The organism is Sorangium sp. So ce321, assembly GCF_051530195.1.
Lineage (GTDB): Bacteria > Myxococcota_A > Polyangia > Polyangiales > Polyangiaceae > Sorangium.
This window is the reverse complement of record NZ_CP150329.1, coordinates 9,790,331-9,805,711: the sequence shown is the minus strand read 5'-3', so window position 1 is coordinate 9,805,711 and position 15,381 is coordinate 9,790,331. Positions and strand designations below refer to the sequence as shown.

Sequence of the window (15,381 nt, the reverse complement as noted above, 5' to 3'; positions counted from 1 at the left end):
CTCGGTGGCGACCTGGCGCGAGTACGTCCTCGTGATGCGCGTCCACGCTGGCCGCTCACGGCTACGGGCTCTCCTGGTTCGAGCAGGTTCCAAACGCGGCCCGTTCTCATCGACGACGATTCGGGGGTAGGCACCCAGCTCACGGTCGCGGACGGCAACGGAGACGGCCGGCCGGACATCGTCATCTCGAACAAGAAGGGTGCTTTCGTCTTCCTACAACGCTAGGGCAGAATCCTCGCGCCGATCCAAGACGGCCTCCCACCGGCGCGAAACTTGCGAAGCGACGGAGGCGAGGTCCCGGTCGCGGGCCCGCGGAGGCGCTCCTCGGAACGCGCGCTCATGGCCGGACGCATCCGCATCGGTATCCTCTGCCGCGGCCAACCTCTTCTCGCTCGTGGCGAGCTGCAAGCTCCACGGTCTCGACCCCGAAACCTACCTGGCCGACGTCATCCGCGCGATGCCCTACTGGCCGCGAGAGCGCTACCTCGAGCTCGCCCCCAGGTACTGGGCGCGCCCCCGCGCCCGGCTCGTCGCCGACGAACTGAACCTCGCCCTCGGGCCGATCACCGTCCCGCCTCCGCTTCCCGCGGAAGAGCAGCGCGCGACGAGCTGACCGAGCCGGTTCTATCGCCCCCATCCTGCACCAGCTGACCGAGGTTGGGGCCGACGGCGCTTCATGCAGCGCTTACGCTCTTCCACGTCGAGGTGCCGCCGCACGCCTCGCGCTAGCCCTCGAGCTTCGCGCCGCTTCCGCCGCTCTCGGTGAGCTGGGTCCGGTACAACGCGTGGTAGGCGCCACCCGAGGCGAGGAGCTCCGCGTGCGTGCCGCGCTCGACAATGCGGCCTGCGTTCATCACGAGGATCATGTCGGCGTCGCGGATCGTCGAGAGGCGATGCGCGATCACGAAGCTCGTGCGCTGGGCGCGCAGGGCGGCCATCGCGCGCTGGACGAGCACCTCGGTCCGCGTATCGACCGAGGAGGTCGCCTCGTCGAGGATCAGGATCGCCGGGTTCGCGAGGAACGCGCGCGCGATCGTGATGAGCTGCTTCTCGCCGGCGCTCAGGTTGCCCGACTCCTCGTTGATGACCGTATCGTAACCGGCGGGCAGCGCGCGCACGAAGCGGTCGACGTGCGCCGCGCGCGCCGCCTCCTGGATGTCGGCCTCGGTCGCGGCCGCGTTGCCGAACGCGATGTTGTCGCGGATCGTGCCCGAGAACAGCCACGTATCCTGCAGCACCATGCCGAGCTTCGCGCGCAGCTCGTGGCGAGGCAAGCGCGCGATGTCGACACCGTCGATCAGGATCCGACCGCCTTCGAGCTCGTAAAACCGCATCAAGAGGTTCACGAGCGTGGTCTTGCCGGCGCCGGTCGGGCCGACGATCGCGACCGTCTGGCCTGGCATGATCGCGAGGTCGAGGTCCTCGATCAGGGGCTCGCCTGGCTTGTAGCGGAACGTGACGTGCTCGAACCGGACCTCCCCGGTGACCTTCGGCAGGGCCGCGGGCGGGGTGGCGTCGGGCGACTGGCCCTGTTCGTCGAGCAGCTCGAACACCCGCTCTGCGGAGGCAACGCCCGATTGGAGGACGTTCGTGACGGACGCGAGCTGGCCGAGCTGCTGAGAGAACTGGCGCGAGTACTGGATGAACGCTTGCACGCTGCCGAGCAGCATCGCGCCCGACGCGACGCGCAGGCCGCCGACGACGGCGATCGCCACGTAGGTCAGGTTCCCGATGAAATTGACCGCCGGCATGATGGTGCTGGACATGAACTGCGCGCGGAAGCTGGTCTCGAACAGCTCCTGATTCGTGGACTGGAAGCGCGCCTCGACGTCGCGGCGTCGCCCGAGCACGTTGACGAGCGAGTGGCCGGTGAACGCCTCCTCGATCTGGCCGTTGAGCACGCCGACGTGCGCCCACTGCGCGACGAACTTCGCCTGCGCGCGCTTCGCGACCGCCGCGGTCGTGAGCACCGAGAGCGGCACGGTGAAGAGCGTGATCACCGCGAGCACCGGCGAGATCACGACGAGCATGACGACGATGCCGACCAGCGTCAGCGCGCCATTCATGATCTGCGTCAGCGTCTGCTGCAGGCCCTGCGCGATGTTGTCGATGTCGTTCGTGACGCGGCTCAAGAGCTCGCCGTGCGGCCGGCCGTCGAAGTAGGCGAGCGGCAGGCGGGCGAGCTTGTCCTGCGCCTCGGTGCGGAGCTGCCGCACGGTGCGCTGCACGACGTCGTTGAGCAGGTAGCCCTGCAGCCAGGCGAACAGCGACGCGCCGGCGTACAGCGCCATCACGAACAGCAGCAGCTCGGCGAGCTCGCGGAGCTGGATGCCGCGGCCGGGGACGACATCCATGTGGCCCACGAGCTCGGCGAGCCGCGCCTGGCCGGAGCGCTGGAGCTCCGCGACGGCCTCGGCCTTCGTGGCGGCCGCCGGGAGGTGAGCGCCGATCACGCCGGAGAAGATGATGTCCGTCGCATGGCCGAGCAGCTTCGGGCCGGCCAGGCCGAGGCCCACGCTGAGCAGCGAGCACGCGATCACGACCGCGAGGCGCGCGCGCTCCGGGGCGAGGCGGCCGAGGAGGCGCCGCGCGGAAGGCGCGAACTGCTTCGCCTTCTGCGGCGGTGCAGCCCCCATGCCGCCGAACGGACCGCGCTGCAGCATCGGGGAGCGCGCCCCCTCGGGGGCGGCGGGCGGGGGACCAGCAGGGCGCGCGCTCACGCGGCCACCGCCGTGTCGCGCTGCGAGGCCACGATCTCCGCGTACGTCGGGCAGGACGCGAGCAGCTCGCCGTGCGTGCCCTGGCCGACGATCTCGCCGCTGTCGAGCACGAGGATCTGGTCCGCGTCGACGATGCTCGACACGCGCTGCGCGACGAGGATCACCGTGGCAGCGCGCGTGCGCTCGGCGAGCGCCGCCCGCAGCCGGGCCTCGGTCGCGACGTCGAGCGCGGAGAAGGCGTCGTCGAACAGGAACACGCGCGGCCGGCGCAGCAGGGCGCGGGCGATCGACAGCCGCTGGCGCTGGCCGCCGGAGACGTTCGTGCCGCCCTGCCCGATCGGCGTGTCGAGCTGCTGCGGCATCGCCTCGACGAAATCGCGCGCTTGCGCGGCGGCGAGCGCTGCCCAGAGCTGCTCGTCGGTCGCCGCGGGGTCGCCGTAGCGCAGGTTCGAGGCCACCGTGCCGGAGAACAGGAAGGGTCGCTGCGGCACGAGCCCGATGCACGACCACACCGCCTCGAGGGCGAGCATGCGCGCGTCGACGCCGTCGAGCCGGACCTCGCCCCTCGTCGGATCGATGAGCCGCGCGATCAGGTCGAGCAGCGTGGTCTTGCCCGAGCCGGTGCTGCCGATGATGGCGGTGACCTGCCCGGGGCGCGCGACGAACGAGATGCCGCGCAGGACGGGCAGCTCGGCGCCCGGATAGCGGTACTCGACGTCTCGCAGCTCGACGACGCCGGTCGGCTCGACGAGCGTCACGGGCTGGTCGGGGGCGCGCACGGAGGGCTCGGTGTTCAGCACCTCGACGATGCGCTCCGAGCACGCGGCCGCGCGCGGCAGCATGACGGCCATGAACGTCACCATCATCACGGACATCAGGATCTGCACCAGGTAGGCGAGGAACGCCGTCATCGAGCCGATCGCGAGCCTGCCCTCCGCGATCCGGTGCGCGCCGAACCACAGGACGGCGACGCTCGAAGCGTTGAACACGAAGATCACGGTCGGGAACATCATCGCTTGCAGGCGCCCGATGCGCAGCGCGGTCTCGGTGAGGTCGCCGTTCGCGCGATCGAAGCGCGCTGCCTCGGCGCGCTCGCGCACGAAGGCGCGGATCACGCGCACGCCGGTGATCTGCTCGCGCAGCACGCGGTTCACCGCGTCGATGAGGGGCTGCATCAGCCGGAACTGCGGCACCATCCGCGCCATGATCGCGACCACGGCGCCAGCGAGCACCGGCACCGCGATGGCGAGCAGCCAGGCGAGCGACTCGTCCTCGCGCAGCGCCATCACGACGCCGCCGACGCACATGATCGGCGAGAGGACGAGCATCGTACAGCCCATCATCACCACCATCTGCACCTGCTGGACGTCGTTGGTCGTGCGCGTGATGAGCGACGGCGCCCCGAACCGCGACAGCTCGCGCGCGGAGAACTCGCCCACGCGGTGGAACACCGCCGCGCGCAGGTCGCGACCGAAGCTCATCGCGGCGCGCGCCCCGGCGTAGTTCGCGGCGACCGAGCACACGATCTGGACGCCGGTGGTCGCGAGCATGATCGCGCCGAGCTTCAGGATCCGCGACGTGTCGCCGGCGGCGATGCCCTGATCGATGATGTCGGCGTTCAGGCTCGGCAGGTAGAGCGAAGCGAGCGTCGCCACGAGCTGGAGCGCGACGACGATCGCGAGCAGCTGCGCCTGCGGGCGCAAGAAACGGCGCAATAGCTGGCTCAGCAAGGCTCCTCCTCTTCGGAGCGGCTGCGGATACCGTCGAGCAGGATCGCCACGACCTCCGCGGCGGTCAGGGGCATGCCGTCGGTGATCCGCGGGTGCGTGCCCGCGAACGACATCATGCGCAAGAGCCGCGCTGCATACGCCGGATCGCAGCGCAGCTCGTCGCGCGACGGCTCGAACAGGCGCTCGAGCTGCTCGTAGAGCTGCCCATCCTGGCGCGGCGTCTGAGCGCACCCGGGCTCGGGGCGCACCGGCGGCGGCATCGTCATGCCGAGCATCGATATGAGCTGCCAGATCCCCTCGACGCGGCGCTGCAGGATCTCGATCGCCTGGATCAAGCGCTCTCGCAGCGGCGCCGCGAGGTCGATGCGCTCCAGCTCTCGCAGCGTCGGCGTCGGATCGAACAGGGTCGTGATCGCGGCCTGGATCAGCGACTCCTTGTCGGGGAACACGCGGAACAGCGTCCCCTCCGCGGTGCCGGCAGCCATCGCGATCTGCGCCGTCGTCACGCTGCGGCCGTGCAGGCGCAGCAGCGGGATCGTCGCGGCGATGATGCTCGCGCGACGCGCCTCAGGGGGCAGGGGAGGAGCTCGCCGGCTTGGTGGTGCCATGCGTCCCCTGTACCGGAGTGAGCGCTCACTCGTCAAGAGTGAGCGCTCACTCACTTGGCTCGAAGACGGCCGGTTGGGCCCGCGTCGGGGCACGACGGAAGGAGGACCCAGCCGTCCCCGTCCCGTGAAACCATCGAGATCGTTGCGATTTTCGTCGTCCGCTCCGCCGTGCCAACGGCGAGGCGGCGGCCGCCGGGCCGCGGCTGTTCTACGGCGCGCTCATCGTGCGCCTGGGGGTCAGCGGCAGAAGAGGAACCTGCAGTTGCCGGACTGGCACTGGTTGTCCTTCGTGCACGCCGCGCCTCGGCTGCGCTTGGTGACGCACTCGCCTTCGTTGGCGCCCCAGCCGCAGAACTGGTTCGCGCCGCAGTGCGAGTCGTAGCGGCAAAGGCAGGTCTGGGTGAGGTCGCCGCAGCGGTTGCTCGGGCACTCCTCGTTCACCCGGCACCCCTGGCCGATGGCCTTCGACCCGGGCGTGTAGCACCAGCCCGCGCCGGCGATGAGGCCGCCGCAGCGTCCCGAGGCGCACTGGCCGTCGCGCGTGCAGGTCGCATGGTCGCCCTTGTCCGGCACGCACTCGTTGTCGCCCCCGACCCCCGGCGTCTTCATCGCGCAGTAGGCGTGGCTGTCGCCGCAATCGGCGTCGTCGTTGCAGACGCAGCGGCCCGGGATCGCGTTGCAGGCGACGGCGGTGCACTGGCCGCTCTCGCACTCGTCGTTGAACCGGCAGCTGCCCCCCAGCTCCTGGAAGCCGGGGCAGTAGGCGGCGCCGCACTGCGTCGGGTAGGCGAGCTCTCGCTCCTCCGCGGCGGCGAAGGGCGCGATCCCGCTCTCGTCCATGTCGGCGGCGGGGTCGGCCATGCCAGCGCGCGGGCCCTGGGCGCGCTCCCACATCCGGAGGAACGACTCGGCCGAGGACCTCAGGGCCGACGTATCCACGCCGAGCCGATCGAGATCGTCGAGCAGATCGGGCAGCAGCCCCGTGTGCGCCAGGCCCTTCTCGTCGAAGTCGGTGCCCAGGGGGCCAGGCCCGTGCTCGCGCTCGTCGCGCGCCTGGCAGTCGGCCTCGGCCCTGAACGCCGCGGAGCAGGCGCCGTCCTCGCCGAAGCGCGGGCGGGTCTGCTGGATGAAGCCGTTGAGATCGGCCCCGAACGCCATGGGGACCTTGAGGCCGAGCCGGCCGTAGTCATAGGCCTGCGCGAAGGAGCGCGACGAGCCCTGGCACGTGTTCTCGACCGCGCTGCGGGTGTACTGCTTGGTCTCGTCGTGCGCGGTGCGCAGGCCAAAGATGCCCCCCGTCTGCCGGAGCATGCGGATCACCCGCGCAGGCGTGGACTTCTCGGTGTCCGCCACGCTCGGGCCCATGATCTCGCGGAAGTGCCCGTGAGAGATGTAGATCGGGTAGTAGCTGCGCGCCTGCGCCAGCTCGAAGACCCGGTCGACGCCCCGCTCGGCCATGTGGGCGACGTCGATCAGCATGCCCCGGCTCATCATCTCGCCGATCAGCTGCTCGCCGAGCGGCGTGAGCCCGCGCGTGTTGTTGCACTCGGCGTCGACATCCATGCCCAGGGTGACCCCCGCGAGGGTGGCGCCGCAGTCGGTGTCGATGAAGCAGGTCTCGGTGTACTGGGCGAACTGCAAGATCGGGTTGTGCAGCGCCGCCCCGCCAAAGGGGTTGTCGACCTGGTGCACCGGCTGCAAGGTCCGGACCCCCAGGGCGTGGTATCTGTCGAGCTGCGCGCGCATCCTGGCCGCGTCGACGTCGCGGCCGAACAGGTGGCTGGCCTCGATGGACAGCACGATGGCCAGCTTGCCCGCGCCGATGATCTGGCGGGCGTGCGCGGGCGAGAGGGCGATCTCCATCCAGCCGGAGTTCCGCGCGACCAGCGCGTGGGTCATCTGGATCTGGAGGTCGACGTCGGCCATCTCGTCGCACGGCCGCTCGCGGTTCTGCTCCGGCAGGATGGAGCAGAGCCAGTCGAAGCTCACCGCCGACATGACGATGAGGTTGAGGCCGCCCTCGTGCGCGCTGCGCAGCCAGTCGACGTGGCCTTGCTGGTGAGCGATGGTGTCCCAGCGCGGCCACCCGTCGCCGAACTCTCGCCGGTTCAGGTGCAGCCCCGTGTCGCCCTGGGTGCCCTCGATCTTGCCCATCGCCTCGGAGCCGACGACGCCGCCCCCGAGGCTCAAGAGCGCCGAAAGTGCACCGCTACTGGCAAAATCCAGCATGGTTGATTGCGGGCACCTGTCGAGCAGCTCGCTGAGGTTCTGCCGGAGGCGCGCGTGGTCGCTCTCGGGAATGCCGCCGTCGCAGTCGTCCAGGGCGCCGGGGCCGTCGTGCTTGCCGTGCAGCCATCCGCCGCCGAAGGCCTCCTCGGACATCATGTGGAAGTGCAGATCCGCGAAGCCGCTCACCGGGGCTGCGCCGGGCGCCGCCGCGGCGGGGAGCGAGCTCGACGCGGAAGCGGCCGTCCCGGCGGAGAGGTCGCTCCAGGCAGAGAGGGTGAGCTCGTCCATCGCGTCTCGCCCGCCGTCAGAGGGCACGAGCGCGGAGTCACACCCGGACGTCGACAGGGCGAAGGCGGCCAGGGCAGCGGCCGCGAACGGGTTCGAGCGGCGCGGGCGGCGCGCCGTGCCGGGGAGGGCTGATTGACTGAGGCGTGAGGGGTGGTCGGAGCTGATCATCGCTAGTGCAGCCGCGGGGGGCGATTGATGTGTCCGCGGCTCGCAGAACCCATCGTAGCTACCCAGTCATCGAGTGGAGGGCGCTACAGGTTTACATTTCGCGACACGCTCTCATAATGCGACACCGTGCCAGCTGACGGTTCGGGATCGACGGAGCTCTTGCGAGTCCTTGCGACGGCCGCGGCAAGAGACGGGCTCGAGGTCCAGGATGTCCGGCGCCTGATGGCAGTCCCCGGCGATCTCCTGGAGAAGCGGGGTGCCCGCGTCCCCATCGCCATGGTCCGCCGGGCCTGGAGCGGGCTGACGGACGGGGCGGCAGGCCCCCTCCTGAGCCTCCGCGCTGCCCGCAAGCTCCCGCCGGGCAGCCTCGACATCCTGGACTACCTGGCGCACACGAGCACGACCGGGGCCGAGGCGTTCGAGCAGCTGACGCGGTACCTCCCGCTGCTCGCGGACGCCGGGCGCGTCTGGACCGAGGCTGACCGGCAGACCTTCCGGTTCCGTCACGCTGCGCCCGGCGGCCTGCCCTCGCTGGCGGAGCTGCTGCTCGGGCTGATCGTCGAGCGCTCCAGGACGATGTTCGGGCCGGCGTTCGCGCCGCGCCTGATCCAGTTCGCGCACGCGCCCTCGGCCACGGCGAGCGCGTACGAGGAGGTCCTGGGCGTCCCGGTGCGGTTCGGGGGCGACTACGACGAGCTCATCTTCGAGCGCGAGATCGTCCGGGCGCCGATCGCCAGCCACGACCCGGCGCTCCGGAGCATCCTCATCGCGCAGGCGGAGGCGGCGCTCTCCCGCCTGGACCTCCGCGGCGCCGTCTCGCTCGACGATGAGTTCGTGCCGGCCTTCCGGCACGCCCTGGCGCTGGCGCTCGATGCGGGCGATCCCAGCCTGGTGCGCGTCGGCGAGAGCTTCGGGATGAGCGCGCGGACGTTGCAGCGGCGCCTGGCCGCGGTGGGCGTCCGCCACCGGGAGCTCCTGCAGGAGCTGCGGCTGGAGCGGGCGCGGCAGGCGCTCGGCAGCGCCCAGCTCAAGGAGGTGTCCCTGGATCTCGGCTATTCGAGCCCGAGCGCGTTCCATCGCGCGTTCAAGCGGTGGACGGGGCTGACCCCCGGCGCCGCGACCACGGCCGACGGCACCTCGCCGTCGCCGGCCGGGCGGCGAGGTCCCCCCCGGCCGAGGGCGGGGGAGCCGTCCGCGCGGCGCTCGTCGTAGCCAGCGCGCGCCGCGTCCGTCGTCGCCGGTCGGCGCGGGCGCTTCCGCAGGAATTCACCGGAAACGCAGGCGCACACGTGCTACGCCCCGCGCCGCTGAGATGATCACGCTCGAAAAGCTCACCAAGCGGTACGGTCCAAAAATTCTCTTCGAGAACGTCTCGATGCGCTTCGACCCCGGCAAGCGCTACGTGCTCGTCGGCGCGAACGGCGCGGGGAAGTCGACGCTCCTCAAGGTCATCTCCGGCGAGGAGGAGTCGGATCAGGGCTCGGTCGAGATCCCGAGGCAGCTCCGGGTCGGGGTGCTCAAGCAGGACCATTTCGCCTACGAGTCCAGCCGCATCATCGACACGGTCCTGATGGGGAACCGGGCCCTCTGGGAGGCGATGCACGAGCGCGACCGGCTGTACGAGGGCGAGATGACCGACGAGGTCGGCATGCGGCTGGCCGAGCTCGAGGGCACGATCGGCGAGGAGGACGGCTACACCGCCGAGGCGCGCGCGGCCGAGATCCTCGAGGGGCTCGGGATCGCGACCGCCCGGCACACGAGCACGCTGAGCACGCTCGCGGGCGGGTACAAGCTCCGCGTCCTCATCGCGCAGACGCTCTTCGCGGGCGCCGACGTCCTGCTCCTCGACGAGCCGACGAACCACCTCGATCTCGACTCGATCCGCTGGCTCGAGTCGTACCTCACCGACACCTTCCGCGGGACGCTGCTCGTCGTGAGCCACGACCGGCACTTCATGAACGCGATCGCGACGCACGTCGCCGACGTCGATTACCAGACGGTCACGGTCTACACGGGCGACTACGACGATTTCATCGAGCAGAAGACGACGGGCAAGCGCCAGTCGGACGCCGACGCCGCGCAGAAGAAGAAGAAGATCGCCGAGCTCAAGGACTTCGTGGCCCGCTTCGGCGCGAGCGCGAGCCGGTCGAGCCAGGCCCAGTCGCGCGTGAAGGAGATCGAGAAGCTCGAGGCCGGCATCACGGTGCGGCGCTCGAGCGTCGTCCGGCCGTACATCAAGTTCGAGATCGACAAGCCCTCCGGCCGCGACGTGCTGCGCGTCGAGGCCCTCGCCAAGAGCTTCGGCGACCTGCGCGTCCTCAAGAAGCTCGATATGAACCTGAACCGCGGCGACAAGCTCGTCGTGATCGGGCCGAGCGGCATCGGCAAGTCGACGCTGCTCAAGCTCCTCGTGGGCGAGCTCACGCCCGACGCCGGGACGGTCACGTGGGGCCACGACACGAACGTGGGCTACTTCGCCCAGGACCACCACGAGGCGATCGAGCCGGGGTTCACGGCCTACGACTGGCTGTACCGCTTCGACCCGAGCGCGCCGAAGGAGCACGTCCGCTCGGTGCTCGGCAAGCTGCTCTTCAGCGGCGACGCCGGGCTCAAGAAGACGGAGAACCTCTCCGGCGGCGAGGCGGCGCGCCTGTTCCTCGCGAAGCTCATCCTGGTGAAGAACAACGTGGTGGTGCTCGACGAGCCGACGAACCACCTCGACGTGGAGAGCATCGACGCGCTCCTCCAGGCGCTCATCGACTACAAGGGGACGGTCATCGTGACGAGCCACGATCGGCACTTCGTGGGCAAGCTCGGCACGCGCGTGCTCGAGCTGTCACCGAAGGGGCCGCAGCTCTACAACGGCACGTACGACGACTACCTCGAGGGGCCGGGAAAGCCGGACGCCAAGGCGTCGTAGCCTCGCGCTCGGCGGCGGGGGCGCGGCGCTTCAGGGCTGCCGGCCCCCTTCGGCGTGGGGGAGCGCCCGCTGCATGAGGACCACGTCGAGCCAGCGGAGGATGCCTGTCCTGCTCCGGGATCGCAACGCCGGAGCCGTCATCGGTCATCGGTCATCGGGCGCGCGCCTCGTCGGGACCGCGTCAGACGAGCGCGAGGAGCTCGCTCAGGCCGTCGATCGCGGTGTGAGCGCTCTCCGGGGCCGGGAAGTGCGGCGTGCGGAGCCAGACGGCGTGGAGCCCGGCGTCGCTAGCGCCCAGCACGTCCTTCACCGGGTGATCGCCGACGTAGCAGGCCTGTCCTGCGCGCAGGCCGAGCCGCTCGACCGCCCGGAGGAAGATCGCCGGGTCCGGCTTCCGGAGCTGCTCGCGCTCGGAGATGAGCACCACGTCGAGGTACGGGAGGAGGTCGAGGGCGCGCAGCTTCGCCTCCTGCACGCGCACCCTGCCGTTCGTGACGACCCCGAGCCGATGGCCGCGGGCGCGCAGCGCGGCGAGGGTCGCGCGCGCGCCGGGGAGCGCCGGCGCCACCGCGGCGTAGGTGTCCCAGAAGTGCGCGTGGAGGCGGGCGGCGAGGGGCTCGGGCAGCCCGAGCTCCCGGACGAGGCGCGGGTAGATCTCGGACTTGTCGCCGTAGCCGTGCGCGTCGAGCTCCAGCGCGCGGCCGACGAACTGCTCCCGCGTCGCCCCGGCGAGCTCGGACGAGAAGGCCGCGTACTGGCCCGCGACGACCTCGCGCACCGCTGTCTCGCGGTCGAACAGCGTGCCGTCGAGATCGAACAGGACGGCCTGGATGTCCCGGAGCGGCGTCGAGATCATGGGCGAGCTCCCCGGCGAGGGGCCTGCGTCGTCGAGCATCGCTGCCGGCGCAGCGACGCGCGGCCGGGCCGATCCATCAGCGCGCCGGCGGCGGCGCGAGGCGGTCGATCTCCTGGAGGTCGTCGGCGGTCAGCCGCCAGCCCACGGCCGCGGCGTTGGCGCGCACCTGCTCCGGCGACGTCGCGCCGGCGATCACGGAGGCGACCGTCGGCCGGCCGGCGAGCCACGAGAAGGCCAGCTCCAGCAGCGTGTGGCCCCGGGCCGACGCGAACGCGGCGAGCGCCTCGGCGGCGCTGCGGTTCTGCTCGGTCAGGAAGCGGGCGGTCAGCCGGTCGCCGGGCGTCGAGAGCCGGGCGCCCGCGGGGGCGGGGCGGTCGGGGAGGTACTTCCCGGAGAGCAGCCCGCTCGCGAGCGGGAAGTACGGCAGGAAGGCGAGCCCGAGGCGTTCGCTCTCGGCCAGCACCTCCAGCTCGGGCTCGCGCTGGAGCAGGCTGTACTCGTTCTGGACGCTCACGAAGCGCGCCGCTCCCTTTCGGGTCGCCTCCTCGGCGCCGCGCAGCTGGGAGGCGGAGAAGTTCGAGTTGCCGATCTCGCGCACCTTGCCGGCGCGGACCAGCGCGTCGAGCGCCTCCAGGGTGTCGCCGATCGGCGTCTCGGGGTCCGGGCGGTGGATCTGGTAGAGGTCGATCCAGTCGGTGCCCAGCCGCCGCAGGCTGTCCTCCACGGCGCGCTGGATGTACGCCGGCTTCGCGCCGCCCTTGCGCTCGTCGTCGAGCGGGAGGCCGAACTTGGTCGCGATGATCACCTGGCTGCGCCGGCCGCCGAGCGCCCGGCCGAGCAGCTCCTCGCTGCGGGTGCCGCCGTAGAAGTCGGCCGTATCGAAGAAGTTGATGCCCGCGTCGAGCGCCGCGTCGACCACCGCCGCCGTGCGCTGCTCGTCGATGCGGCCGCCGAAGTTGTTGCACCCGATGCCGACGACCGACACCTCGAGCGATCCGATCCGTCTCTTTTCCATCTGAATCATCCCTTCCACACGAGAGATCACGCCAGGTCCGGCGCCGCCGGGGCGGCCGGCGCGGGCGCCGCGGCGACCCGGCGCCGGAGCGCCCGGGCCGTCACGGCGGTGTAGGCCCCGAGCAGCGCGCCCGCGGCCCCGAAGACGGCCGCATAGCCGAAGCGGTCGATGGCGCCGGCGTAGAGGAGCGCGCCCGCGCCGCTGCCGGCGAAGAGCGAGAAGGCGAACAGCGACACAGCGGTGCCGCGCGCCTGCGGGAAGGCCTCGGTGGCGCGGGTCTGCAGCGTGCTGTGGCACAGCGTGAACCCGAGGCCGGTCATCAGGCACGCGGCGCCGACGAGCGCCCAGACGGGCGCCAGCGCGGCGAGGAGGTACCCGCCGGCCATCAGGCTGCCGCCGGAGACCAGCAGCGCCCCCTCGCCCGCGCGGCGCACGAGGAGGGGCAGCATCCGGGCGCCTGCCAGCTGGGCCACGCCCGAGAGGCTCAGCACGAGGCCGCTGGCCAGGACGCCCAGGCCGAACCGCGTCTCGAGCAATCCGCTCAGGAACGAGAGGCCGCCGATGTAGAGCAGCCCCTCGACGCTGACGAGCACCAGCAGGGTGCGCAGCCCGGGCGCCCGCAGCGCGTCGAGGGCGCTGGCGCGGCGGCCCGGCGGGGCGGCGGGGGCGGGGGGCTGGCGGCGCTCGAGCAGGAACAGGGCCAGGGCCGCTGCCCCGCCCAGCGCGCCGATGACCGGGAAGACGGTCCGCCACGAGACCACGGCGGCGAGGAGACCTCCGGCGCCTGCCCCGAAGGCCTGCGCGGCGCCGGCGCTCGCCATGAGCAGGGCGATGGTCGCCTGGCGCTGCGCGTAGGGCACCGTGTCCCCGATGAAGGCCAGCGCCAGCGGGAACAGCGCCGCGCCGGTGGCTCCGGTGAGGACGCGGAAGGCCACCATGGCGGTGAACGAGCTGCCCACGCCGCACAGCGCCGTGCCCACGCTGAAGATGAGCAGGGCATGGGCGGAGACCCGCAGCTTGCCGTAGCGATCGGCGAGCGGGCCGTACGCGAGCTGGAACAGCCCGTACGGCAGCAGGTAGGACGAGACGAGGAGCCCCACGCGGCCGATCGACAGGCCGAGATCGCTGGCGATCGCCGGCAGGAGCGGCGCCACGGCGCGGGAGTCGAGGTTCACGATGAACACCGCCGTTCCCAGGGAGAGGAGCAGCGCTCGAAGCGCCGGGTCGCTGCGGTCCGAGGCGGCCGGCGACGGCGCGGCTGGCGCTGCGGGCATCGTCGGCGTCGCGGGGGCGTCGCTCACCGGCGTCCGCATGCGGCGGGGCCGGCGATCGCGGGGCCGAGGGAGACCATGACGGCCGTCGACGAGAGGGGAAGCAAGCTGTGGCTCACGGTCGGATCCTGAATGCGTTGCGCGCTGGTTGCACGGCCTGCGCGCAGCGAAAGGCCGGGTTGCATGGTCCGATGGCTCGGCCTGGCCGTATGGCCTGGTTACAGGTCTGAGTCACAGGTCTGGTTACACATCTGGCCACAGGTTGGTTACAGGCCTGGTTGCACGGCCGACTGCACGGCCGACGGCATGGCCGACTGCATGACTGCACGGCCTGTGCCGCTGCCCGCCGGCTCCCGGGTAGCCCGCCCCCGGCCGCTGCGGGGGGCGCGATGCCCGATCTGCTCGCGGCTCAGCAGCCGTGCAGCAACGCTGCTGGCCCAGGAGCAGCGGTGACCGCGGGCCGCGGCTCGCTCGCGGGGGGCGGCGGCGCGACTGGCCGCCGCCGCCTCGGCGCGGCACGGCCCCTGCTCGGCGGCCCCGCATGACGACCATCAGCCTCGCGCTCGACACCCCGGAGCTCGCCCAGGCCTACGAGCGCGGCAGCGACCGGCAGTTCAACCACGGCAAGCTCCTCATCGAGGCGCTGGGCGTGCGGCGCGGGCAGCGCGTGCTCGACGTGGGCGCGGGCACCGGCCGGCTCGCCGCGCATGTGGCGGAGATCGTCGGCGCCGAGGGCAGCGTGGCGGCGATCGATCCCCTCCCGCTCCGCGTCGACATCGCCCGGCAGCAGACCCGCGATAACCTCACGACCGCGGTCGGGCGCGCCGAGGACCTCTCCGCTTTCGCCGCGAGCAGCTTCGACGTGGTGTACCTGAACAGCGTCCTTCACTGGCTGGACGAGGCCCAGAAGCAGCGCGCCATCTCCGAGGCGGCGCGCGTGCTGAAGCCCGGCGGCAAGCTCGGGTTCAGCACCGGCTCGCGGGAGAAGCCGCACCAGCTCGAGCCGGTCCAGCGCAGGGTGCTGGCCGAGCTCGGGAAGGAGCCGCCGGGCGCCGCGCCCTACAACCACAAGGTGACGGTCGACGAGGCGCGGGCGCTGCTCCAGGGCGCCGGGTTCATCGTGGACGCGCTGGAGATCCGCACCTTCGTCGATCATGCCGCCGACATCGACGAGATCTTGCGGCAGAGCCGGTCGGGATCGTTCGGCAATCACCTCTCGCACCTGAGCGTCGAGGAGAAGCGCGAGGTGCGCGATCGGCTCGCCAGGGAGCTCGAGGCGTGGCGCACGCCGCAGGGGATCCGGCTCGAGCGATACCTCATCTTCGCTGTCGCCCACACCGCGAGGGACTAGGACCCATCGGGCTGCGCTCGCCTCGCGGCCTCGACGCGCAGCCACGGACGCGCGGCCTCGACGCGCGGCCGCGCAGAGGAGGAGCGGGATCGACCTCCAGGACATGACCGCTCGCGCAGGCCATGCTGTCCGCGGCGCAGCACCAGGACAGCAGCGCTGCTGATCTGGAAGCAGCGGTGAGCGCGCCGCTGCCCGCGGGGGCCTCCGCGGCTGCGCGGTTCTCCG

11 protein-coding genes are annotated in these 15,381 nt (G+C 71.7%); 4 read left to right on the top strand and 7 right to left on the bottom strand.

Features of this window, described 5'->3' with window-relative positions:
- Positions 1 to 394: 394 nt before the first annotated feature.
- The gene (locus WME89_RS36165; protein WP_438004186.1) at positions 395 to 613 is read left to right on the top strand and encodes a transposase domain-containing protein; all 219 of its coding nucleotides are present in this window, start codon (positions 395 to 397) and stop codon (positions 611 to 613) included.
- A 112-nt stretch (positions 614 to 725) separates the two neighbouring features.
- On the opposite strand, the gene WME89_RS36160 is transcribed toward WME89_RS36165, so the two are convergent.
- The 4 genes from WME89_RS36160 to WME89_RS36145 all read right to left on the bottom strand — a co-directional run bounded on the left by WME89_RS36160 (position 726) and on the right by WME89_RS36145 (position 7,743).
- Positions 726 to 2,663 (bottom strand): ABC transporter ATP-binding protein, encoded by a 1,938-nt coding sequence (locus WME89_RS36160; protein ID WP_438004185.1) that lies wholly within the window; start codon positions 2,661 to 2,663, stop codon positions 726 to 728.
- A 53-nt stretch (positions 2,664 to 2,716) separates the two neighbouring features.
- Entirely contained in the window at positions 2,717 to 4,450 is a 1,734-nt protein-coding gene (locus tag WME89_RS36155; protein WP_438004184.1) for an ABC transporter ATP-binding protein, read from the bottom strand.
- A complete protein-coding gene (locus WME89_RS36150) occupies positions 4,444 to 5,058 on the bottom strand; it encodes a TetR/AcrR family transcriptional regulator (protein ID WP_438004183.1) in 615 nt (204 codons plus the stop codon). The genes WME89_RS36155 and WME89_RS36150 overlap by 7 nt, the downstream gene beginning before the upstream one ends.
- 237 nt (positions 5,059 to 5,295) lie before the next feature.
- Complete coding sequence (locus WME89_RS36145) at positions 5,296 to 7,743, bottom strand: membrane dipeptidase (RefSeq protein WP_438004182.1); 2,448 nt, start codon at positions 7,741 to 7,743, stop codon at positions 5,296 to 5,298.
- Positions 7,744 to 7,869: 126 nt separating this feature from the next.
- On the opposite strand from WME89_RS36145, the gene WME89_RS36140 reads away from it, so the two are divergent.
- Positions 7,870 to 8,955 carry a helix-turn-helix domain-containing protein gene (locus tag WME89_RS36140; RefSeq protein ID WP_438004181.1) on the top strand — a complete coding sequence of 362 codons (1,086 nt, stop codon included), beginning with the start codon at positions 7,870 to 7,872 and terminating at the stop codon, positions 8,953 to 8,955.
- A 100-nt stretch (positions 8,956 to 9,055) separates the two neighbouring features.
- Positions 9,056 to 10,663: an ABC-F family ATP-binding cassette domain-containing protein gene (locus tag WME89_RS36135; protein ID WP_438004180.1), complete on the top strand. Its 1,608-nt coding sequence runs from the start codon at positions 9,056 to 9,058 to the stop codon at positions 10,661 to 10,663.
- A 181-nt stretch (positions 10,664 to 10,844) separates the two neighbouring features.
- On the opposite strand, the gene WME89_RS36130 is transcribed toward WME89_RS36135, so the two are convergent.
- From WME89_RS36130 to WME89_RS36120, 3 genes are all read right to left on the bottom strand, one after another.
- A complete protein-coding gene (locus WME89_RS36130) occupies positions 10,845 to 11,519 on the bottom strand; it encodes an HAD family hydrolase (protein ID WP_438004179.1) in 675 nt (224 codons plus the stop codon).
- Positions 11,520 to 11,595: 76 nt separating this feature from the next.
- The gene (locus WME89_RS36125) at positions 11,596 to 12,543 is read right to left on the bottom strand and encodes an aldo/keto reductase (RefSeq protein WP_438004178.1); all 948 of its coding nucleotides are present in this window, start codon (positions 12,541 to 12,543) and stop codon (positions 11,596 to 11,598) included.
- Positions 12,544 to 12,560: 17 nt separating this feature from the next.
- Positions 12,561 to 13,835, bottom strand: a complete 1,275-nt coding sequence (locus WME89_RS36120; RefSeq protein WP_438004177.1) for an MFS transporter — start codon at positions 13,833 to 13,835, stop codon at positions 12,561 to 12,563.
- Positions 13,836 to 14,346: 511 nt separating this feature from the next.
- On the opposite strand from WME89_RS36120, the gene WME89_RS36115 reads away from it, so the two are divergent.
- Entirely contained in the window at positions 14,347 to 15,156 is an 810-nt protein-coding gene (locus tag WME89_RS36115; RefSeq protein WP_438004176.1) for a class I SAM-dependent methyltransferase, read from the top strand.
- Positions 15,157 to 15,381: the final 225 nt, after the last annotated feature.